The sequence below is a fragment of the Paenibacillus peoriae KCTC 3763 genome, from assembly GCF_000236805.1.
Lineage (GTDB): Bacteria > Bacillota > Bacilli > Paenibacillales > Paenibacillaceae > Paenibacillus > Paenibacillus peoriae.
Genome location: NZ_AGFX01000011.1, coordinates 102,293 through 122,468, shown reverse-complemented (window position 1 = coordinate 122,468; position 20,176 = coordinate 102,293). Strand labels below are relative to the sequence as shown.

General features: G+C 38.3%; 25 protein-coding genes. 4 read left to right on the top strand and 21 right to left on the bottom strand.

Annotated features, from left to right (window positions below; genetic code table 11):
• Positions 1-54: 54 nt before the first annotated feature.
• The 3 genes from KQI_RS0103000 to KQI_RS0102990 all read right to left on the bottom strand — a co-directional run bounded on the left by KQI_RS0103000 (position 55) and on the right by KQI_RS0102990 (position 3,204).
• Positions 55-1,191, bottom strand: coding sequence for an N-acetyldiaminopimelate deacetylase (locus KQI_RS0103000; protein WP_010345228.1), 1,137 nt, complete (start codon positions 1,189-1,191; stop codon positions 55-57).
• Between the two features lie 180 nt (positions 1,192-1,371).
• Positions 1,372-2,085 carry a 2,3,4,5-tetrahydropyridine-2,6-dicarboxylate N-acetyltransferase gene (gene dapD, locus KQI_RS0102995; protein WP_013372273.1) on the bottom strand — a complete coding sequence of 238 codons (714 nt, stop codon included), beginning with the start codon at positions 2,083-2,085 and terminating at the stop codon, positions 1,372-1,374.
• A gap of 213 nt (positions 2,086-2,298) precedes the next feature.
• A complete protein-coding gene (locus tag KQI_RS0102990) occupies positions 2,299-3,204 on the bottom strand; it encodes a hypothetical protein (RefSeq protein WP_010345226.1) in 906 nt (301 codons plus the stop codon).
• Positions 3,205-3,452: 248 nt separating this feature from the next.
• Here KQI_RS0102990 and KQI_RS0102985 point away from each other — a divergent pair, with 248 nt between their 5' ends.
• Positions 3,453-4,397: a DMT family transporter gene (locus tag KQI_RS0102985; protein WP_010345225.1), complete on the top strand. Its 945-nt coding sequence runs from the start codon at positions 3,453-3,455 to the stop codon at positions 4,395-4,397.
• Between the two features lie 100 nt (positions 4,398-4,497).
• Positions 4,498-5,382 (top strand): sulfurtransferase, encoded by an 885-nt coding sequence (locus KQI_RS0102980; protein ID WP_010345224.1) that lies wholly within the window; start codon positions 4,498-4,500, stop codon positions 5,380-5,382.
• 375 nt (positions 5,383-5,757) lie between these two features.
• Here the strand turns inward: KQI_RS0102980 and KQI_RS0102975 are convergent, their stop codons facing one another.
• The 8 genes from KQI_RS0102975 to KQI_RS0102930 form a co-directional block, all read right to left on the bottom strand.
• Entirely contained in the window at positions 5,758-6,354 is a 597-nt protein-coding gene (locus tag KQI_RS0102975; protein ID WP_010345223.1) for a hypothetical protein, read from the bottom strand.
• Positions 6,355-6,534: 180 nt separating this feature from the next.
• Entirely contained in the window at positions 6,535-7,029 is a 495-nt protein-coding gene (locus KQI_RS0102970) for a GNAT family N-acetyltransferase (RefSeq protein WP_010345222.1), read from the bottom strand.
• 315 nt (positions 7,030-7,344) lie between these two features.
• Positions 7,345-7,437, bottom strand: coding sequence for a competence inhibitor ComI (gene comI / locus KQI_RS28700; protein ID WP_007431380.1), 93 nt, complete (start codon positions 7,435-7,437; stop codon positions 7,345-7,347).
• A gap of 270 nt (positions 7,438-7,707) precedes the next feature.
• A complete protein-coding gene (locus KQI_RS0102960) occupies positions 7,708-8,232 on the bottom strand; it encodes a hypothetical protein (protein ID WP_010345221.1) in 525 nt (174 codons plus the stop codon).
• Between the two features lie 221 nt (positions 8,233-8,453).
• Complete coding sequence (locus KQI_RS0102950; protein WP_010345220.1) at positions 8,454-8,867, bottom strand: nuclear transport factor 2 family protein; 414 nt, start codon at positions 8,865-8,867, stop codon at positions 8,454-8,456.
• A 242-nt stretch (positions 8,868-9,109) separates the two neighbouring features.
• Positions 9,110-9,481: a retropepsin-like aspartic protease gene (locus KQI_RS0102945; RefSeq protein WP_010345219.1), complete on the bottom strand. Its 372-nt coding sequence runs from the start codon at positions 9,479-9,481 to the stop codon at positions 9,110-9,112.
• Positions 9,471-9,728, bottom strand: a complete 258-nt coding sequence (locus KQI_RS0102940; RefSeq protein WP_007431378.1) for a hypothetical protein — start codon at positions 9,726-9,728, stop codon at positions 9,471-9,473. The genes KQI_RS0102945 and KQI_RS0102940 overlap by 11 nt, the downstream gene beginning before the upstream one ends.
• A gap of 280 nt (positions 9,729-10,008) precedes the next feature.
• Entirely contained in the window at positions 10,009-10,458 is a 450-nt protein-coding gene (locus tag KQI_RS0102930; RefSeq protein WP_010345218.1) for a GNAT family N-acetyltransferase, read from the bottom strand.
• Positions 10,459-10,953: 495 nt separating this feature from the next.
• Here KQI_RS0102930 and KQI_RS0102925 point away from each other — a divergent pair, with 495 nt between their 5' ends.
• Positions 10,954-11,379: a hypothetical protein gene (locus tag KQI_RS0102925; protein ID WP_010345217.1), complete on the top strand. Its 426-nt coding sequence runs from the start codon at positions 10,954-10,956 to the stop codon at positions 11,377-11,379.
• A gap of 538 nt (positions 11,380-11,917) precedes the next feature.
• Here KQI_RS0102925 and KQI_RS0102920 read toward each other — a convergent pair.
• The 4 genes from KQI_RS0102920 to KQI_RS0102900 all read right to left on the bottom strand — a co-directional run bounded on the left by KQI_RS0102920 (position 11,918) and on the right by KQI_RS0102900 (position 14,505).
• Positions 11,918-12,463 (bottom strand): hypothetical protein, encoded by a 546-nt coding sequence (locus KQI_RS0102920; protein WP_010345215.1) that lies wholly within the window; start codon positions 12,461-12,463, stop codon positions 11,918-11,920.
• Between the two features lie 176 nt (positions 12,464-12,639).
• Positions 12,640-13,470 carry a Cthe_2314 family HEPN domain-containing protein gene (locus KQI_RS0102915; RefSeq protein ID WP_010345213.1) on the bottom strand — a complete coding sequence of 277 codons (831 nt, stop codon included), beginning with the start codon at positions 13,468-13,470 and terminating at the stop codon, positions 12,640-12,642.
• A 203-nt stretch (positions 13,471-13,673) separates the two neighbouring features.
• Positions 13,674-13,895 (bottom strand): hypothetical protein, encoded by a 222-nt coding sequence (locus KQI_RS0102905; protein WP_010345212.1) that lies wholly within the window; start codon positions 13,893-13,895, stop codon positions 13,674-13,676.
• A gap of 385 nt (positions 13,896-14,280) precedes the next feature.
• The gene (locus KQI_RS0102900; RefSeq protein WP_010345211.1) at positions 14,281-14,505 is read right to left on the bottom strand and encodes a helix-turn-helix domain-containing protein; all 225 of its coding nucleotides are present in this window, start codon (positions 14,503-14,505) and stop codon (positions 14,281-14,283) included.
• A gap of 154 nt (positions 14,506-14,659) precedes the next feature.
• On the opposite strand from KQI_RS0102900, the gene KQI_RS0102895 reads away from it, so the two are divergent.
• Entirely contained in the window at positions 14,660-14,956 is a 297-nt protein-coding gene (locus KQI_RS0102895) for a DUF6809 family protein (RefSeq protein ID WP_010345210.1), read from the top strand.
• A gap of 255 nt (positions 14,957-15,211) precedes the next feature.
• Here the strand turns inward: KQI_RS0102895 and KQI_RS0102890 are convergent, their stop codons facing one another.
• The 6 genes from KQI_RS0102890 to KQI_RS0102860 all read right to left on the bottom strand — a co-directional run bounded on the left by KQI_RS0102890 (position 15,212) and on the right by KQI_RS0102860 (position 20,055).
• Positions 15,212-15,436, bottom strand: a complete 225-nt coding sequence (locus KQI_RS0102890; RefSeq protein ID WP_010345209.1) for a helix-turn-helix domain-containing protein — start codon at positions 15,434-15,436, stop codon at positions 15,212-15,214.
• Positions 15,437-15,679: 243 nt separating this feature from the next.
• A complete protein-coding gene (locus KQI_RS0102885) occupies positions 15,680-17,185 on the bottom strand; it encodes an RNA-directed DNA polymerase (protein WP_010345207.1) in 1,506 nt (501 codons plus the stop codon).
• Positions 17,186-17,394: 209 nt separating this feature from the next.
• Complete coding sequence (locus KQI_RS0102880) at positions 17,395-17,892, bottom strand: hypothetical protein (RefSeq protein WP_010345206.1); 498 nt, start codon at positions 17,890-17,892, stop codon at positions 17,395-17,397.
• Between the two features lie 11 nt (positions 17,893-17,903).
• Positions 17,904-18,161, bottom strand: a complete 258-nt coding sequence (locus tag KQI_RS0102875; protein WP_010345204.1) for an ECs_2282 family putative zinc-binding protein — start codon at positions 18,159-18,161, stop codon at positions 17,904-17,906.
• A 183-nt stretch (positions 18,162-18,344) separates the two neighbouring features.
• Positions 18,345-18,980, bottom strand: a complete 636-nt coding sequence (locus tag KQI_RS0102865; RefSeq protein WP_010345203.1) for a DUF1643 domain-containing protein — start codon at positions 18,978-18,980, stop codon at positions 18,345-18,347.
• Between the two features lie 184 nt (positions 18,981-19,164).
• Entirely contained in the window at positions 19,165-20,055 is an 891-nt protein-coding gene (locus KQI_RS0102860; RefSeq protein ID WP_010345202.1) for a phosphotransferase, read from the bottom strand.
• Positions 20,056-20,176 lie beyond the last annotated feature (121 nt).

Here is a 20,176-nt window from a genome sequence, read left to right as displayed (position 1 = left end):
ATTTCATTCCAATTCTTTCTTTTCATTAAACATATTTATTCAAGCCGTATCATTTTACCCTTGAGACTTCCATGTAAAATAATCTGTCAGCACACGAATAGCTACCTCGATCGCTTCCTCCGCAGGCTCCAGCTTGGCATGGTGCAAGCCATAAGGCGTATCAACACCAAGCCAGAACATCAGGCCCGGAATTCGCTCCAGAAAATATCCGAAATCCTCGCCGGTCATCGCTTCCCCGCATTCAATGAGCTGCACATCCTGCCGATCACTGACCCAGTTCATGAATTCTTCTGTCACCTTGGCTTCATTGTACACTTGCAAATAATTGGAGCCATAATGAATTTCCGCCTGGCATTCAAAACCAGCTTCCATACCGCGCACCAGCGCTTCAATCCGGGATTTAACCAGCTTCATCGTATTCGCTGATAATGTACGAATGGTCCCCTCCAAACGTGCGGTTTCCGCGATAATATTCTGCTTTGTGCCGCCGCTAACCTTACCGATCGTAACGACTGCCGCATCCAGCGGGTTCACATTTCGGGCTACAATCGTTTGCAGTTGTCCCACCAGCTGACAAGCAGCGACTACCATATCGTTCGCCTTGTGTGGGTAAGCAGCATGCCCACCTGTACCCTTCAGATCGATGAAAAGCTCCGACGTATTGGCAAATAAAATGCCCGGACGAGTCGCAATCGTGCCAACCGGATACTCCGGTGCCACATGCAGTGCGACAATTTCATCCGGCAGCCAGTCTGCCAGCTCCGTGCTGTCCCGCATCGGCAATGCTCCGCCCGGTCCTTCCTCAGCAGGTTGAAACAACACAACCAGATCATCCTTCATCGGATGGCTTGCAAAATGAGTAACGATTCCCAGCCCAATCGTCATATGTAAATCATGTCCGCAAGCATGCATATAGCCGGGATGGGTTGAACGAAAATCATACCCTGTTTCTTCTTCGATCGGTAAGCCATCCATATCGCAACGATACCCATAGCGGCGTTCAGGAGCCGTTCCATGAATCAATACCAATACCCCCGTACGCCATGTACGAATTTCCAGACGCTCTTGAGGGAGCGTTCCCAAATAATTCAACAAATATTGCTGAGTTTTATATTCCTCAAAACCCGGTTCGGGAATTTGATGTAAATCCCTTCGTATTTGAACAAAAGAACGGTAATCGACTGTGCTCATTTTGCTGCTCCGCCTCCTTTTTCTAGCTCACCAGCTTTTATCCGGCAAAAGAATAAAAGGACAAAAGCCCGGCGCAGCCGCCGAGCCTTGTCCGTTGTGCTTCGTCCCTAGGTTGTGTGTCAGTACATCTTGTCTCTGACAAGGAATCGTTCACCTTTGGTACATTCAAAAACGTTGTTCTTACAGAACGCGTAGCTCTTTCAAAATCTCAGTTTTAGATTTCGTCTTGTCGTCAACCTGTTTGATCACACGTGCTGGTGTACCAGCAACCACGGAGTATGGAGGCACATCTTCTGTTACGACAGCTCCGGCTGCAACAACTGCGCCTTTACCGATTCGCACGCCTTCCAATACGACCGAGTTTGCACCAATCAATACTTCGTCTTCTACGATAACAGGCTGTGCGGAAGGTGGTTCAATAACACCCGCAAGGACAACACCTGCACCGATGTGGCACATGTTGCCGACTTTAACACGACCGCCAAGTACAGCATTCATATCAATCATCGTGCCTTCACCAATCGTAACGCCAATGTTAATCACTGCGCCCATCATAATGACTGCGTTATTGCCAATGCCAACCATATCGCGGATATACGCACCTGGCTCAATACGGGCATTGATGCCTTTCAGATCAAGCATAGGTACAGCAGAGTTGCGGCGGTCATTTTCTACCACATAGTCTTCTTCTTTAGCGTTTGCACTATCCAGTACAGGCTTGATGTCAGCCCAATCGCCAAATACAACACCACTGTCTCCGGAAATAAAAGCTTGCACATTCTCGCCAAAGGATGCGGAAGCCAAAGCCCCTTTTACATATACTTTAACAGGCGTCTTTTTCTTGCTGTTTTTAATCACGTTGATGACTTCTTGTGTATTCATTTCGATGGACATAGTAAATCGAACAACTCCTTCATCGCCTCATACGACTTCGCAAGCCGGAATGATCTTATTCTCTCATCCTTTATAGCACAAAAAGGCCGTATCTCGCAATTAAAGATTAGATCTTCAGGGCGCAAACCTAGTACCTGTAATAACAAGTTTCGGCAGTTTGACTGCCTTAGATACATTATTGTAAGCCAGCGACCGCCCGATATCGAAACAGGATTATTTATTAGCTTGCAGGCTCTCCAGCGATGTATAAATGTAGGATTCGAATCCTTTAGCAGGTTCACCTTGAGGAATGTTCACTTTCACGATGAAACCGCCCGTTTTATTTTCCACCACAATATATTGTTGTGTGACCTTCGAGCCGCTCGCTTGCAGGAACAGACGGCTGCTGGTCAGCGCTTGAGGTACCGCTGTTTGGTCCAGTTTTTGCACCTTGCCTATTGGAGCCAGAGCCTTCTCGCCTTCCTTCTGAAGCTCATCTAGATTAAAATCGGAAGGCAGCTTCGTAATTTCAGCATAATAGTTATCATCTACAGCCAAGGCAACACGGTTTTGATCGGGAAACAAGGACATCGGATCAAACACATACAGCGAATAGCCCTCTCCCTGTGCCAATGCAGCTGTCTGCGTTTCCTTTTTGCCTTCAAGGGTAAGCTCAAAAGCTTGCGTTTTCGAGCGTTCTCCACCTGCTTGTTGACCGGAGCTTCCGTTTTCCTTGCTCCCTGTTGCAGCTTCTGTTTTTTGGATTTTTGTTAAAATGAGCTGCTTCGCAGTCGTGTCGCCCTCAACAGCCTGCTCGTTGTACTCAAACGATACTGAATCGCCCTCCTTAAGTCCGGCCACTACCTTGTCTAGTCCTTCGCCCAGTTGGAAGGATTGGGCTTCGCCATTGATTTCAATTTCTACTGTATGTGGATCAGCGGCTCCGCTATATATACCTGTGCCTTGTTTGACCTCCGGCTTAGCGACCAGCTCCGGTTTTACTTGGGGCTGTTGTGTTTGTGGTTGGTCTGCACCCTGAGGTGTAGTGTTATTCGTTTGTGGTTTCGTTCCACAGGCTGACAGGGCCAGCATGGCTGCTACAGTCAATAATATGATTGAAAATGTGTTGCGTTTTTTCATATTCTCCACCTCCATTATGATAGACGAGTTTGTGCGGCAAAAGTTCTACGCAGCAGCACACTTAAAATACTTCCTAATAAAAGCCCTTCTTCTGCTCCCGTTTTTTTAAATTCTCAGGTGTTGGCAAAATCCTCATACCACGCAGATGTCAGGTACGGTATAATGAGCTGTATTAACTAATTTTCGAGATACCGATGGAAGGAAACAGGTTCGCGTTTATTTCCTCCATACGGATGGAGCTGCCACAAATGAATCAAGTACACAAACCGTCATTTTCCTTTGAACTACTGTACATCGTAGGCATTATCGCTATTTCGTTCTCCTCAATCTTCGTCAGATGGTCTGAAGCCGAGGTGTCCGTCATCGCTATGTACCGTTTGTACCTGACCAATCTCGTCATGCTGCCGTTGGTCTGGAAATACCGCACCGAGCTATTCAGTCTCACCCGCAAGCAGTGGATGCTGATCCTGTGGTCCGGTATCACATTAGGGCTGCATTTCTTGCTCTGGATGGGCTCGCTGCGACTGACCACCGTTGCAAGCTCTACCGTTATTATGACATTGGAGCCGATTCTTGTCATGCTCGGTTCTTTTTTGTTTTTCCGGACAGGCACCAACCGCGCCATGCTCATCGGAATGGGTATGGCCTTTATCGGCTCATTGGCCATCGGGGCCGGGGATTTTCACGTCTCGGGACAAGCCCTACTCGGAGATGCACTGTCCTTCTTGGGCATGGTGGCCGTTTCGATCCATATGCTAATGGGCAAGCATTTACGCGAGCATTTGAGCGCTTTTGTGTATAACTTTTGGGTATTCGCCATCGCCGCCACATCACTTGCGCTGTATAATGTGGTCAATGCCATTCCTTTTACCGGATACGCTCCACGGGAATGGGGACTGTTCCTGCTGCTCGCGATTGTGCCTACGCTATTCGGGCATTACCTGTTTAACTGGCTGCTCAAATACATTAACGCCACGGCAGTGTCAATGGCGGTACTTGGTGAGCCCGTGATTTCCTCTCTGCTAGCTTGGGTACTGCTTGGAGAAAGGCTATCTGCTTTACAATTTGGTGCAGGCTTCTTCATCCTGCTCGGGGTGTGGATTTTTATTCGCTACGGAGCGGATTTTAAAAAGCCGGTCGTTCACCAAAGTGAACTGTCCAACACGGAGCACCCCCTGAAGGCCAGTTCTTAGCTTATTTACCCCATTTTCATAAACCATACTCAACTCGTACATGAAAAGATTTTGCGAAAATCCTCATATCATTATTGAAGAAAGAAAGGCGGAATCCTCTATGAAATCCATCGTATCCAAACGCTGGCTGCTGGCCCGCTTGTATGAGCCGGACATTATCATTGCCGACTGCCGCTCCCTGCTCGGACAAGCCGGGGCTGGACGGACTCAATTTAATGAAGACCACATTCCAGGGGCCATTCATTTCGATCTGGAAGAAGACCTCACAGCCCCTCTGGGTGAGCATGGCGGTCGCCATCCATTACCTGATGTGGATACACTTGCTGCACGTCTGAGTCGTGCCGGAATCAACGCCGCTTCACGCATCATCGCTTACGATGACCAAGGCGGTATGATGGCCTCCCGCTTCTGGTGGCTGCTGCGCTATCTAGGGCATGAGCAGGTATATGTGCTGGACGAAGGCTACAGCGCTTGGAAGGAAGCGAAGTTCCCCGTTACGGCAGACCAGCCGGTTCGCATTCCCTCGACCTTTGTAGCGAATGTTCAATCTCAGCTTGCAACGGATATACAGGAGGTTCGTGAGATTTCGTTGCAGCTTTCGCAAACAGAGCTCAATGGTAAAGGTTCCGAGGGTGCCCCTAGAAATCCTCTGCTGCTTATCGACTCCAGAGAGCCGCGCCGTTATGCCGGGCTGGAAGAACCAATTGATACTAAGGCGGGGCATATCCCCGGTGCGGTGAATTACTTTTGGAAAGAAGTATTGGACGAAAAAGACAGCTTTAAAAATGCGAAACAATTGCAAAAGCACTTTGCCGACCTTGACCCAAATGCAGAAATCATCGTATATTGCGGTTCCGGCGTGTCCGCCTGTCCCAATGTATTGGCCCTGAATGAAGCTGGATTTAGTAAGGTGCGTTTATATCCGGGAAGCTGGAGCGACTGGATCAGTTATGAGGAAAATCCGGTGGCAACCGGAGAAGAATAAGTTTTCAATGGATATACAGGTTCTAAAGACAAATACACTGCCCTAAGCGATTACGGCTTACGGCAGTGTATTTGCTTTGTTCAAAAGTTAACAAAAAATCAACTTGAGCTGAGTGAGACAACTTTCTGCAGAACTCCAAAGCTGACTTTTTTCTACGTTCTGACAATTTGTCTATGAGCGTCATCGCTGTATAATATCCAGCAAGGGTCTTCAAAACCGCTACAAAAGGTCACCTGTTACGCGATTCTGGAAGCCGTGTGTGGCGTAGATATATACTTTGCCGCCCAACATCTCTCTTACCAAGGGCAAAGCCCGCAGTGTAGATACAATGTTAACTGAAGTTCGCGTCTTCTTCGAAATACTTCCATAACTTTCTTATTTCATAATCCATTGTTTCATCCGATCTCTCATAGTGCCAGCAATCTCTTTGTCTCTCTTGTCAATCCATTTATATAATGGGCCCTCAATAAACCCCTGTATTTCTTTTCGTGTTTTATTTAGACTATCTATTAGTTCTTTATATGAATATTGTATGGGGAAATTAACATTACTATCGATTGTTTCTTGATCATCTGGCCAAACACATACTTGATCACCGATATATGTAATACCCGGGGTAGGATCATGTCCCATCCATGGACTTTGTTTATTTAAAATAGAATCAATAACATTAGAGAAATCTTCTAACCCACAGCAACAGCTTGGTAATATATATTTGCTCTCATCTTCAAAGAAAGCGATTCCTCCTGAAATAGCGACTTCTTCTTGCTTGAGTAATTCATTGAAAGACAAACAAAATGATTGTTCTATATTGATATGATTGTAACCAAATAGAAGAATTAAAAATAATTCAACATCTTGCTCACTTGATTCAGGAGATAGGAAGATAATTTCTTCTCGAGTAACCTCGTTCGTGATCCATTCAGGCTTATCATAATATGGTTCAATGATTACTGGTCTAGTGTAAGACATTGTTGATTCCCCTTACTTTTGTTTATCTTGCAGAATTTCAATTAACGTTTCTGTATTCACGAACCCCGGAGGGGTTGTCTGCCGAATGCCTCCTCGAAATCCTTCCAGCAGACCAATGCTCTGTAAGGAGCCACTGCTTGAATATTATGTTAGATGGTGTTCGGCACTTCTATGATCTACTTACAATATCTTCTGAAAACTTCCAATGTCTAATCTTCTATCAAATTTATATCCTATCTCTTTAAATAGAGCACATTGCTCATATCCGTTTCTGTCAAATAATGATTTACTTCTTGTATTCTCCATACAAATTGTTGCAATTAATGTATGGAAGCCTTGCTCCTTTGCTACTTCCTCAATAAAACTCAATGCTTGTTTTCCAATACCTTGTCCTAAACAGTTGGGCTTCAAATATATGGTTACCTCTCCACAAGTGTCATACGCTTGTTTACTCTTGTATTGAGTTATCAATACATACCCCATTATTTCATTATTCTCAAAGATTACGTAAGATTTATAACGTGTATCCTTGTTCATTACAGATGATTTAATTTGGTTAATATCTAATTCCTCAGTATGAAATGAAATTGTTGTATTTAATACATAATAATTATAAATCTTTCTAATTTCATGAAGGTGTTGTTGAGTTACCTCTTCAAAAGTCAATGTAGTCAACTGATTCTCATTCCTCCTGTGTTTAATTTACTCTTGCCGAAATTTATCCCGCAGACCAAGGCTCCGATAGGAGTCGCTGCTTAAATACGATGTTATATGATGGAAATGCCTCTTCAAGATTGATTACTATCCTGTTCTTTTTCATTCTATTACTCATTTTATTTTTGATTCATCTTTTCTGATGTGTTATCATATTCTTAAATAAAGACCAAGTGCTGCGAACACTTGGTCAGTACAATTGGCTTGGATGGTTCATCCCTTCTAAAGTCAATGGAATAGAAACCCACCTTTGGCCGTTAACCTTGGGGTGGGTTTTTACTTTCTCTTGTTGTTATTAATGTATGTTAAAAGTGCAAGAATGAATGTTCCAAATAGCAGCATCAGAGTCATCGCATCTTTCACTTCCATGGCTTCACCTCCTTTCGAAGGGAAACCACACCCACCCAAGATTCAATTGTATCTATATTTTACCTGTATCTAGATCTGCGCACAAGCGTTCTTATCTTCTTTCTTGTATTTTTCCTTAATTCTATTTGTTGTCTAACATTTCTATCATATAATGTTTCTGTATTCACGAACCCCGCTAGGGGTTGTATGCTGAAACCCCTCTCCGAAATTCCCCTTAGACCCAGTTCCAAATGAGACGCAGCTTGAATATTACGTTATCTGCTGTTGCTACTACTTAGAATCAGCATCTAATTTATTAATCTGGTGTGTATTTTCTATTCTTAGTTTTTCTATGTGTTCATTAATCATGCTTTGCCCTTCAATTGAATTGAGAAATTCTCTGACTTCATTATTTATTGTCTTTCTCCTATTATATAAAATGGTTTGTACTCTTTCGGTTTTAAACCCAATTAGTGTTATCACTATGCCTAAGCTAATTAATGTAAATGCATCGCTAAATGTATTAACTTCTTTGACAGATATATTGATCTTTAAATTGGGCAAAACGATTATAGCCATCACAGCACACCCAAGAAATATAGAACGTAAGCTGAATAGAAATTTACTTAGCTTTACTCCTTTCTTCATCCATATGCCTTCAACAATAAATTCCAGTAAGTCATATAGTATAAGAAAGAATGCTGCGATTGAGATATATAACAACCATTTTCCAGTAGCATTCATAAAAGGAGTTAGTCTTAAAACTGATAAAATAATAAAACCAACTCCAGTTATCTTAGTGAAAGTTGTGGTCAAGATACGTTCCTCCTATTATACCTTTTAGGCTTTGGCAATTGAAAATAACGTTTCTGTATTCACGAACCCGAGAGGGTTAAAGCCACACGAACGGCGGGTGGCTCCGCCACTTAGCCTTACAGGGTTGTTTGCCTGATTTCGCTTCTCGAAATGCCTCGGGCAGACCAAGGGCCGTCAGGCCAGCAGCGAGAATACTATTATCTGCCGTCAAGTCCATCTTTTTATTCCCTCCCACTTTCTCTGTTTTTTACGCTTCTGTAAGGAAAAAACTTATTTCGCTTCATTTTATACTCATTTAGTTCTATTATTAAAGATTCTTTGAAATATACTATACTAGCCCCATCCCATTCATATTCTTGAGCATCATATAGACACTTGAATCTCCATTCAACAAACGCTGCTTCACTTGCTTCATCAAATCCTATTTCTTTGATTTCCCAGCAATCAACCTTATTATCACTGTTATTCCATTGAGTGAACCAGTTTACTAATTCATTTTTTCCTTCCATGACTGCACCGGTACATTCCCTTATTATAGCTGCATCATGTATAACCTTACTAAACATTTCAGTGTCTTTCTTAATCCATGATTCGAAGTATTCACCAATGATTCTAAATGCTTGATTTCGATTCAAAGAAACCCCTCCTCTGAATTGCTAGGTTACATTCATTACCTTGATTGTAGATAACGTTTCTATATCTATGACAGAACCCGACCTTAGATAGCTCTTATCTTAGGTCGGGTCCTGTGTTGTCTGAATATGCTTTTGTGCGTGACACCTGATAACCAAGGGGCCAATACTCCACAGCATAGATGCATTGCTATATGATTTCGACGGCATCTTCGATTTTACTAACTTTATTCTTTCTCCAAAAGTCATACACGTAATTCTAATGTTTTCAAGTCGATAATAAAATTTTGTTGTTTCAGAATATCCAATCCGAGTAGCCCTTTATGATCTTTAGGCAGTATGCCTACATCTATTTCTATATTTTCAAAGCTGCTTGTACCTATTTCAATCCTGTCCATAATCTTTGTGTAGAATGGAATGCTTCTGCCGATCCCATATGCTTCATATATTGAATCCCCTGTTTCATAGGTCACACCGATTTTCTCTAAAATATCAGGACTAATTATAGTATGTGAAGATCCTGTATCTATAATTACATCATCTATTCTCAAAATTCTTCCTCTGAATGTTACAGTAAGTGACGTCGTAATTAATTGTCCGTCATAGTTAATTTTCATCACTATTACGTCTCACTCTCATTAATGGATCCCTACGAAGATGAATCACAAAATCTTGATTTGAAGTATGGTACACTAAATTCCCAGGCTTTGCTTGAAAAAACTCTTTATTAGCATCTTCTTCTGATATTGTGCGAATCGGTGCAACTTCATCTACTATTTTTTTGTTGCCTTCCTCACGATAATTAAGTATGGAAACCAGAACAAATTGGTCAGGAAACAATTCTCTTACTTCTTGCCATTTCATTCGTTTTACCTCCTACAATTTCGTCCTATTCCTTCTTTCTATCTCGATTTTATCATACTTATAGTCGAGCGTTCGCAATATATCTTTTGTATTTTGAACACCCTTTTTATTATCCGCCGATTTCATATAACGTTCAGTATTCATGAACCCCGGAGGGGTTGTCTGCCGAATGCCTCCTCGAGATCCTTCCAGCAGACCAAGGCTCCGTAAGGAGCCACTGCTTGAATATTATGCTATACGATAATTGTGCCATCCCTGATTAAGCCACAAAAAAATAAGTTTATAAAGTCTTTTCAAAAATGTATAAGTCACCTTCTTCTCTAACTTTAGTAAACCCACACTTTGAATAGAAGTGATGATTCTTGACACTCCAGCTAGGAGTATCCAGCCACCATTCAGTGCTGTCTGGAAATTTATTTTCAATTTTCTCCATCACCTTCGTTCCAATTCCTTGATTTTTAAAATTTGGATCAATAAAGATTCTTCCTAGATTATGCACTTGATTACATTCTACAAATATCATAGCTCCCCCTATTATTTCTCCATTAAAGAGTACCTTGAAATATTCACAATTTTGCATCATCTCTGCTTGCCAACTTATGGAGTCATATCCTATTGGCCCAACGGTTTCGTTATTATTAAAATGCTTTGATTCATCCTCAAAACTGGCCTTTTGTATTTCAGCAAGTTTTTGAGCATCATTTTTTCTAGCTTTTTCTAATGTCAGCACCAAACATACCTCCATTGTCTTTTTATTTTTTCCTTGCACAGGTTTCGTCTAACGTTGTATTCTCGACATCCATTCCCCTTAGATAGTTCCTATCTTAGGGGAATGGATGTATCTGCCTGACTCCTCTTCTTCGAAAGAACTCCTAGCAGATCAAGGGCCAACGGCCACAGCGCGAATATTATGTTATAGGATGTCAACGCCTTATTCGAAATACAAAATCATTTTTTTAACTATCGTTTCCCGTTAACGTCATTCTATGTCTGCTGAGGCGCTCCTGGTGGATAATAATTATTTAGTAACATTACAGTTATGAAATACGTAGTAGGTTAGGATTTCTTGTACATCCCCTTACAATTATTCACCACCACCTGTAATTTGCTCTTTACCATTGTTCATAATGTATTTGATTCAAATCAAAGCATCTTACATAATTGTCCAATCATTCTCTTTGTGTCCAACATATCATGGAGATATCAAACAAGAGGAGTTGATATTTTGGTACGTATTCTTGATAAAGCTGCCGTACAACCGCGCCGTAGATTCAACTTAGCAAACTCATTTACTATCCGACGTTCACCAGCAAGATCTCTCCTTGCAAAAGTCACTTTACGGATTCCAGCCAATTCTCAACCTAATCGGGTAGATTTAGTAGCAACTGTGGGTGTTCGAGGTGTCACTGGCATTGCGCAAATACTCTTTAGAATTTTCCGCGATGGAAGAGAGATTTTCAACACCCAACAAGGTATCGAATCTGCTAGTTCTGAACAAAATTATGCAGTCACGTTCCAGGCGGAAGATAGAAATGTAAAAGCCGGTGCCCATGTTTACACAGTCACAGCAGAAAACCTTACTGCAAATACAAGAGCCGATGTTGTTGGGCCTGTATCGTTTAGTGGGTTAGCCGTTAAAACGAGAACCTAACACCATATTTGTAATTTTCAGCACTTGAATGATAGACCTGTAAAAACCTCAATTTTGAGGGAATATGTACTCCAAAATGGAAAAAGAGATAGAAAAGTAATAAGCAGCTCGTTCCTCGTCAGAGGATGGGCTGCTTTTGCTCATTTTCACTAAGCATAACTGCCCGTTAGTTTAATCCACAATTAATTTCTTGCGCTGATTTCCTATAACGTTCCTGTATTCACGACGTTCAATGACTTAAGGACCGAAGGTCCGGGTGGCTCTGCCACTTAGCCGGTTGAATGTGTCCGGTGATTCCGCTCCCCTGAAACGCCCTTCCGTACCAAGGGCCTGGCTTGTCCCGGTCCGATGCGTTGAATGCGATGTTAGACGAGGTAGGTGCCTTCATTGAGTTACTATCATAGTCTCTGTATTCATGAACCCGTCAGAGTTGTCTGCTGAAATGCCTCTTCGGAATCCTTCCCGCAGACCCAGGCTCCATTGGAGCCGCAGCTTGAATATTATGTTAGCCGATGGCCCTTCTTCTTCGAACTACCTCCTAATCGGTATTAATTTCTTTCCTGTGTAAATATTTATTGTAGTATTCCTTGAAGGACTTATATATAGGATTTATTTCATCTATTTCATTACTGAATTTATTATATATCTCCCTTTTTTGTTTCTGCTCAACGTCGGTATTAAAGTCAGAGTCTTCATACTTAGTAAGTAAGCCATAAAAATATTCACAATGCTCTTTAACAGATTGGTAACTATCAGCATATTGTCCTGATGAAAAAAGAAAACTAGCCCAAGATATCTCTCTGCTAATATATTTCAGATAAAGACAAGCTATATATTGATTTTCCATATATCCGTAATCCAGCTCGATAAATGGTTCAGAATGTATGTATTTATTTACTATCTCAATCGCTGTAGGCTGAAACTTCACAACAGATAGTTCAATAATCCAATATGGCGGTTTTTCTTGTTCTTCGATTATTTCATCACAAAAGGGCTGATAATGTTTGTACCATATAAGTTTGCTCATAAGCATGTTACTGATCTTACATGAGGATTTTTTATTAAGGATTTCCTTCATTTTCATTCGATAACATCCTTTTTAAAATTTATTTAGGGCTTTCGGCTAACGTTTTTGGGATTCACGATGTTCATTTTCCTTAGATAGCTCTTATCTAAGGAAAATGAATGTGTTGGTGAGTTACTTCTTCGCTATCTATCTACTTCCAACCAAGGGCGAATGCCCACAGCGTAAATCTGTTGTTATCCGATGGAGTCGGCTTCTTTGTTTAAACTCTTAAAATCCATTACCATATACTTTACGTTAGTAACAATATTCTCAGTTATTACTACACATTCAATTTTAAATTCTTCTTTGATATTAGTAACTATTCTTTCAATTGAAGTATTTATTTTAATGAAAATATCTTTAAGTTCGTTAATTGAGGAAACACTTGATTTAATTTTATTAGGAAGAAGAACTTTATCTAAATAAATTGTTTTATCTGGATGGGAGGTTTTTTGTGTATAGAACGGTGAATTTAATGGATGATAGTGATGCGTAATTGCATTTCTTATTCTTCTGAGTGATCTAGTTTCTAGATCAATATTAATAAGACTTTCTTTAACAGAAGATAAATTTCTAGTCTCTAAATTCTTTATAATATTAGTAAGAGTTACGCTTTCTTTGCCTATCTTGTCTTTTATAAGTTCCAAATTCCAAACAGTATTAATAAGTTGTAATATTCTTTCAACCAATGAAAAAAATTTATTCAATGCACTATCAAAAAAGAAAAAATAGTCTATCGAGTCAAGCAATCCTACACAATCATTCTCTTTATTCTTTGGAGCATCCACATACATTAAATAAATTAAACAACTTTGAATACAAGTAAGATCATATTCAATTATTTCTAACCAATATTTAATTTCTGTATATTTTACAAATTGTTCTGTATTCATATTAAGATTACCTATATCATCAGATTGAACAATAAGTGATAACTCTTTTGTTAATCCCTCCATAAAAAAGGGGATTTGTTTCTTATACTTAGAATACTCTTCTAAGCCTAATACTTGCTTTATTATCTCCATTGAGCATCTCCTTTTTTAAAAAATGTATGTGCTGATATAAGTTTTTGACTCTTTTGGATAACGTTCTTGTATTCATGGACCTCGCCAGAGGTTGTCTGCTGAAATGCCTCCCCGAAATCCATACCGCAGACCAAGGCTCCAGCGGAGCCGCTGCTTGAATATTATGTTATAGGAAGTAGCCACTACATGATGCGTTTACTTAATCATCTAATATCTTCAGCATTATCCTCAAAATCTATCTCTTTAAAAATTCTTGTAATTAATTCATGTTTATCTTTCAAGTGATTTGTTATCCATGTCCTTCCTTGTTTTGATGTATAATAATCATTATCATTTTTCTCTTTTACATAGGTTTTAATCCATTTAATAGCACTATCCGGATGTTCAATTCCTAGATAATATAAAGGTTTTAATGCAATCTTCATTAATTGGCTTTCAAGATCGGGTCTATAATAACAAAGATGCGAAATAATAGAGAAATATCCTATAGCAGCTCCTTCACAGTTGTAACTTGGCAGGAATTTATCTACATACAGAATTATCTCTTCATCAGAGTATTATGTTGGTACTGTCTCTATTACATTTAGGATGTCTCGGAGCTTAGGGCTTCTAGAGAATTGATTAATCATTCACATATTCCTTTATATAAGATTTTTAGCTATTTCCTATAACGTTTCTATATTCATGAATCCCAAAGGGGTTGTCTGCTGAATTGCCTCTTAGAAATCCACCTTGCAGACCAAGGCTCCGAAGGAGACGCAGCTTGAATATTATGTTATACGACAGTATCACTTCTCGAATCTACCTTCACTATTGGTTTTCTTCAGGTACATATTCGATCAAATCAGATAATTTGCAATTAAATGTATCGCATAGCTTAAATAAGGTTTCCAGCTTTGTTGTTTCTATATTCGTTTCCCTATATAGCTTGTTGATTGAATTCCGACTCAATCCCGATTTAGCCATCAATTCTGTTATATCATCTATTCGATATTCTGCCATGAGTTCTCGTATATTGCACTTGATTACGTTCATCTTTTGCCCCTCCATAATTCTATCTTATCTTCCATACCAGCAATCATCAACGAAAAGCGAAGTTTTAACTCTATCAAGTCAAATATTCACCTTGCATTTAACTCTATGAGGTTATATAATAACTTTGTAGAGTTAACAAGAGGGGGAATAACATATGATTAATACATTAGAATCATTAGCAGAGCCACTTATAAGAATACGTTTAGAATTACTCTATACTGAGCTTCTAGAGTATCATAAGGAGTACAATCAGCTTTCTTCGGAGACAGATCAATATTTTAAAAAGCTTCGTGAAGCTTTACCCGATCAACTTCAACATACGGTTTTTCTTTACGAAGACGCTCAAATTTCTCTTCAATCCATCCTAGAACGAAGTATCTACATACAAGGTTTCAAAGATGCTCTGCAACTCTTTAGTGAATTTCAAAATTCTGGTATGAGAGGGTCGTAAGATCCTCTTGTTATTACTAAGCTATTAAACACATGAGAACTTTAAAATCTTACAAAACAAATCTAAAATTATTCAAAAAACATTAACTGCCCTAAGATTCTCCAAAGGACAGTTGATGTTTTCACTATTCTAGTTCTTACAACCATTTTTAGCACTAATGTTTACACAATAATCAGAATGTTCATTGGTATTCGTTCCACAACCAGTAGTTCCGCCTTTACTACCGCTGTACTTCGCTTCTCTAATCTGCCTTGACTATTGGTTTTCTTCAGGAACATATTCAATTAAATCTGACAATTTGCAGTTAAATGTATCGCATAGCTTGAATAAGGTTTCCAATTTTGTTGTTTCTATATTCGTTTCCCTATACAGCTTGTTGATTGAATTCCGACTTAAGCCCGATTTCGCCATCAATTCTGTTATGTCATCTATTCGATGTTCTGCCATGAGTTCTCGTATATTGCACTTGATTACGTTCATCTTTTCCCCTCCATAATTCTATCTTATCTTTCATACCAGCAATCATCAACGAAAAGCGAAGTTTTAACTTTATCAAGTCAAATATTCACCCTAATATTAACCATACAGGGTTATATAATAACTCTATATAGTTAACCAGTGGAGGAACAACATATGATTAATACATTAAAATCATCAGAAGAGACTCTTATAAGTACGTTTAGAATTACTCTATACTGAGCTTACGTCGTGTATAAGATCTATTCAATTAATAGGACTTAAGTAAAAGCGCACATCATTATTTAAGGCATCTTTCAACAGTAAACTTTGATTTAGTATCTGCTTCAAACCTTTAATCCAATTGTTTCTATTAATTTCGTATATCAATAACCACTTATCCCCATAAATAGATTCATTACTTAATCTTCTTTTCAAATCATTGATACAAGTCTGAATTTTACTTTCTCTGTTTAATTTTTTCTTTTCAATATAATCTAGAGCCATTATCGTAGAGAGCGGCTCGGAATAATTGATAATACTTACAAGATTATTGATTTCAATATTCATATCGAGAGAGCACATGACCGCAATTAACCATATAGTTTCAAGTTCATGCTTGTACTTAAGACAACTTTCCAATATATCATTTATATTACGTTGTATACTTTTATCAAAAGCAAAATTATTTTTTAGAATTATATTATGTACATATTCCGCCATGTTAGGAAATGTAAGAATTATATTCACTAAATGAGAAAAAACAAGTCCTTTCTCTTTATTAGCAATATTATGGCTACTCAAGATTTTTAGTCCATACTTTAAAACTCCTTTGTTATTATTCTGATGTAGTTCTATCATTTTTTCAATATATTTCAAATATCCATCTTTAGAGAAATCATGTTCTCTTAAAACTTTGACAAAGTCCTGATTCAGTTGATATGGATACTTATTAATTTCAGTTTTTTCTGTATTTATATGCAGTTTATAATCATACAGGATATTCTGAAAATGAGGTATAAACTCATTAATCTCGCTTTCATTACGAAAATAAAAATTATAATCATCTACATAACGTTTGAAATGATATCCTTCCTGATCCAATATTTCATCAATAGATGACAAGATAATCTCCGACACTATTCGGGAACTCAGAGGACCTGTCGGGATGCCCTTAGTTTCATTGTTATTTATAGACCTGATTAATTTATCAAATTCATCATAGCCCAAATACTTAGTATCTCTTTGTTTCGGTGATTTTTTTAGTTCGTTTTTCGAATCTTCCTTACCATACAAGGCCCAAGTTAAACTATGTGTATAAATATTCTCATAGCATTTGCTTAGATCAATATTCAAAAGATACTTATAACCAGCAGAATAAATTGTTCTATCATAATAATTTTTCATAAATCTAGAAAAAACATTGTATCCTTTTACCTGATTTGGCAAAATAATATTGGAATATGAGTGTTCATTTTGTTTAAACTTATTTTCTATAACTAATCTGTGCTTTTCAATGTTTTCACACAATATAGAATACAAATCTATATGGGGAAGAGCTATGATTCTTCTTTCAAGATCACTTTTATAACTTGAAATAAACAAACAAGGGGTGAAATCAATCTTTTTAGATTTTAAATTAGTTAAGTTTGAACTTACTGTAGCTGGATGGCTTTTTATAAAATCTGCTAACTCTATACTTGTGAATATCTTAGATGGCAGATTATCTGAAAAAAAACCGCATTTAAGTAAATTATACATTGTTAATTTCATTGTGTTACTCCGTTCATTTTGTAAGTAATCTTATATTTTTTTCGATTCTGTCGTATAACGTTCTTGTGTTCATGAACCTCCACAGGAGGTTGTCCGGCTGCTTTCACTTCTCTGCCAACAACCTCCGCCGGACCAAGGAGCGTCAGCGACGATGCGCGAAAACTTTGTTATAGGATGTCATCGCCTTCACTGAACCACCTACAAATATTTTAAATTGTTACTATTTGCTCTTTTGAGTGACTTTCCCCCTGAATGTCTTCCCACTTCGTAATAACTTTAAACTTTCTTGGCGTACCCATATGAACTACGATATTTTCTTCAAAACTCTTTCCGGGTTCAAGAAATTCATACGGGACTTTGTCTTTAAATACCACTGCTTCGACCTCAACTGGAATTTCAAAATCCACTTTGTAAGCAACTGCTTTACCAGAGTTCCAAAACTTTATTTTATATTTAGATTTGGAAATATTAACAATTCGAACCTCTACGCATGCCATAGTCTCTTCAGCACGTGCTTTTTCCTTCTCTTCTAAATCATACTGTTTGAGTTTTTCTTCAAGTACAATTATTCTTTTTTGAATTTTTTCAGCTTTCCTTGAATCGATATATGAAAGTATTGATATAATTATGGCCACAGTTGGAAAGCCGTACACCACTAAATCCTTGAATATCTCTTTAAAAATAATCCATAGTTCTAGCAGTTCCATAAATCCTCCAATTATTTTAAAAATTTTCTTATATCCTTAATAACTTGTTTCGCTATATCTTCTTTAAAATCTTCAATATTGGCATTTATTTTATAACTATTATCTTCAATAAGTTGTTCTTTTGTTGTGACATTCCCACAATCAGAGCACTTTATTTTAGTTTCATCTGAAGCATCCTTTAAGTCACTAATTCTATCATCAATGATTGAAAATTGATCATTGCCACATACACTGCAATTCATACTTATGCTTTCCTCAAATTCTTTCATTATATTTCCCTCTCTCTATTTTTAATTTTTTTGCACTTATTTCCTATAACGTTTTCTGTATTCATGAACCCCGAAGGGGTTGTCTGCTGAAATGCCTCCCTGAAATCCATCCAGCAGACCAAGGCTCCCTAAGGAGCCGCTGCTTGAATATTATGTTATAAGCGGTTAGCGCCTTCCTTTGATTTATTTACAATATATTCCATTTTTTATCTTGCCTCTTGAACTCTCTAAAAAAAATTCAGTATTCATGTATAGGGGATGTACAGGATAATCAACCTCCGTAATCTTACCCTGCATATTCTTTTTGTTCACTATGATTGCATTAGGAAACCTCTTTTTTAATTCTTCTTGGTATATTTCCCCTACATCCAACTTACCCCAAGCAAAAAATACAAACTGATATTCATCTTTATATTCTCTCTTCTTAAACATAATATTTTGTAAATCAGTCATTCCTTTAGCATATTTCTTGGCCTGATCACTGTTTTTCTCCCGAATATTAAATATGTTTTCAATGTGTATTGTATATTTCTCAGGCATTGTTATTTCATCTTGCTCGTATGCCTTTTCTATCAATCCCATTACTTTTTTCATCGTGTTATCGGGTCTGGTTAAAACAGGGGTAGAGGTTTCATATTCACTCTCTTGCAATAATTCAAATATATCTTCATCTTTAGGTCTGGCTTCACCTGGATTCATCATTACAACCAAACCAATGGCTTTTCCTGATCCTCGTACAGAATGGAATTCTGTATTATAACGAAATATTTGAATCCCTTGTTTTGTTTTTCTTGATATGAAATGAGCATATGTATCCATTATTTTATTCCTCCCTTTTGCGCCAATTTCTTATAACGTTTTTGTATTCACGAACCCTCACTGGCTTAAGCGCGCTAGCGCGGGTCGTCAGACTTAGCCAGTGCAGGGTTGTCTGGCTGGACTCGCTTCCCCGAAATTCCTCTGCCGGACCGAGGGCCGGATGGCCCGATGCGTGAATATTTTGTTAGATGATGCCAATGCCTTCATCGATTTGCTTACACAATTGTTTCCAATATCCCCATGCCTGTATATATTCAGTTAAGTCATTTGGATGATGCCGTACACTAAGTCCTATTCGACAATAAAGATGTATCAGTGTTTCCTCAATTAATCTGGCTCTCTCAACATTACCTTGTTCAAGTAAATCCGATGCGGCAAACAAAGTATCAGTATTAATATCATCAGGTGAAGAACAAAATGCATATAAAAAATCATATATGATTGGCCCCATCATCGGTGACGGATCAATCACACCAATTAGAGTTGAATCATTAAAAACAAAATTATGAACGCCTGTATCCCCATGCAATAAATACTTATTTCCTTGCTTTGAATCATCATTAAATAGTTTTTTTGACATTAATTTTACGTATTGATAGTCTTCTGGCGATAATACATTCTTCAGATTTATTCTTGCTTCTTCAATGCTAATTTCATTAAATTCCTTCCATGTTTCTCGTGGGAATTCTATTCTTCCCCATGTATTTTCCCCCTGATGTTCAACATATTGGTTGAGCAGTTCTTTTACTAGGATTCTCATCCAATTTCTTTTTTTACCACGATTAAAATGAGTTATACCATCAATGAATGTATAAACAAAATATGACTTATCTTGGGCTGATAAAAGAACTTTAGGTAATAATACTGAATGCGTATAGGTATGAAGCAAATGTTCAACTAATTCAATCTGGATTGGAGTATCAGACTTCAAAATGTACTTAATTCCATGCTTTGATTCTAATCTTAAAACTATTCCAGAAGTTGTTCCTGATAGTCTTTGAAAACTTACAATTTCATCATTTATATGGTGCTGTTGAAGCAATCTATTAATCGTTTCGATATTATGTTCAATCATTATATATCTCTACTCCTTACTTAAGATCTTGTATTGGTTTCATCTAACTTTCCCGTATTCATGAACCCCGCAAGGGGTTGTCTGCTGAATCGCTCCTCCGAAATCCATCCCGCAGACCTAG

What these genes read in the sequence shown, in the direction of transcription:
- KQI_RS0103000 (WP_010345228.1), bottom strand. Translation starts at nt 1,191, where the DNA reads ATGAGCACAGTCGATTACCGTTCTTTTGTTCAAATACGAAGGGATTTA.
- dapD (WP_013372273.1), bottom strand. Translation starts at nt 2,085, where the DNA reads ATGTCCATCGAAATGAATACACAAGAAGTCATCAACGTGATTAAAAAC.
- KQI_RS0102990 (WP_010345226.1), bottom strand. Translation starts at nt 3,204, where the DNA reads ATGAAAAAACGCAACACATTTTCAATCATATTATTGACTGTAGCAGCC.
- KQI_RS0102985 (WP_010345225.1), top strand. Translation starts at nt 3,453, where the DNA reads ATGAATCAAGTACACAAACCGTCATTTTCCTTTGAACTACTGTACATC.
- KQI_RS0102980 (WP_010345224.1), top strand. Translation starts at nt 4,498, where the DNA reads ATGAAATCCATCGTATCCAAACGCTGGCTGCTGGCCCGCTTGTATGAG.
- KQI_RS0102975 (WP_010345223.1), bottom strand. Translation starts at nt 6,354, where the DNA reads ATGTCTTACACTAGACCAGTAATCATTGAACCATATTATGATAAGCCT.
- comI (WP_007431380.1), bottom strand. Translation starts at nt 7,437, where the DNA reads ATGGAAGTGAAAGATGCGATGACTCTGATGCTGCTATTTGGAACATTC.
- KQI_RS0102945 (WP_010345219.1), bottom strand. Translation starts at nt 9,481, where the DNA reads ATGAAAATTAACTATGACGGACAATTAATTACGACGTCACTTACTGTA.
- KQI_RS0102940 (WP_007431378.1), bottom strand. Translation starts at nt 9,728, where the DNA reads ATGAAATGGCAAGAAGTAAGAGAATTGTTTCCTGACCAATTTGTTCTG.
- KQI_RS0102920 (WP_010345215.1), bottom strand. Translation starts at nt 12,463, where the DNA reads ATGAAAATGAAGGAAATCCTTAATAAAAAATCCTCATGTAAGATCAGT.
- KQI_RS0102915 (WP_010345213.1), bottom strand. Translation starts at nt 13,470, where the DNA reads ATGGAGATAATAAAGCAAGTATTAGGCTTAGAAGAGTATTCTAAGTAT.
- KQI_RS0102905 (WP_010345212.1), bottom strand. Translation starts at nt 13,895, where the DNA reads ATGAAGATTGCATTAAAACCTTTATATTATCTAGGAATTGAACATCCG.
- KQI_RS0102900 (WP_010345211.1), bottom strand. Translation starts at nt 14,505, where the DNA reads ATGAACGTAATCAAGTGCAATATACGAGAACTCATGGCAGAATATCGA.
- KQI_RS0102895 (WP_010345210.1), top strand. Translation starts at nt 14,660, where the DNA reads ATGATTAATACATTAGAATCATTAGCAGAGCCACTTATAAGAATACGT.
- KQI_RS0102890 (WP_010345209.1), bottom strand. Translation starts at nt 15,436, where the DNA reads ATGAACGTAATCAAGTGCAATATACGAGAACTCATGGCAGAACATCGA.
- KQI_RS0102885 (WP_010345207.1), bottom strand. Translation starts at nt 17,185, where the DNA reads ATGAAATTAACAATGTATAATTTACTTAAATGCGGTTTTTTTTCAGAT.
- KQI_RS0102880 (WP_010345206.1), bottom strand. Translation starts at nt 17,892, where the DNA reads ATGGAACTGCTAGAACTATGGATTATTTTTAAAGAGATATTCAAGGAT.
- KQI_RS0102875 (WP_010345204.1), bottom strand. Translation starts at nt 18,161, where the DNA reads ATGAAAGAATTTGAGGAAAGCATAAGTATGAATTGCAGTGTATGTGGC.
- KQI_RS0102865 (WP_010345203.1), bottom strand. Translation starts at nt 18,980, where the DNA reads ATGGATACATATGCTCATTTCATATCAAGAAAAACAAAACAAGGGATT.
- KQI_RS0102860 (WP_010345202.1), bottom strand. Translation starts at nt 20,055, where the DNA reads ATGATTGAACATAATATCGAAACGATTAATAGATTGCTTCAACAGCAC.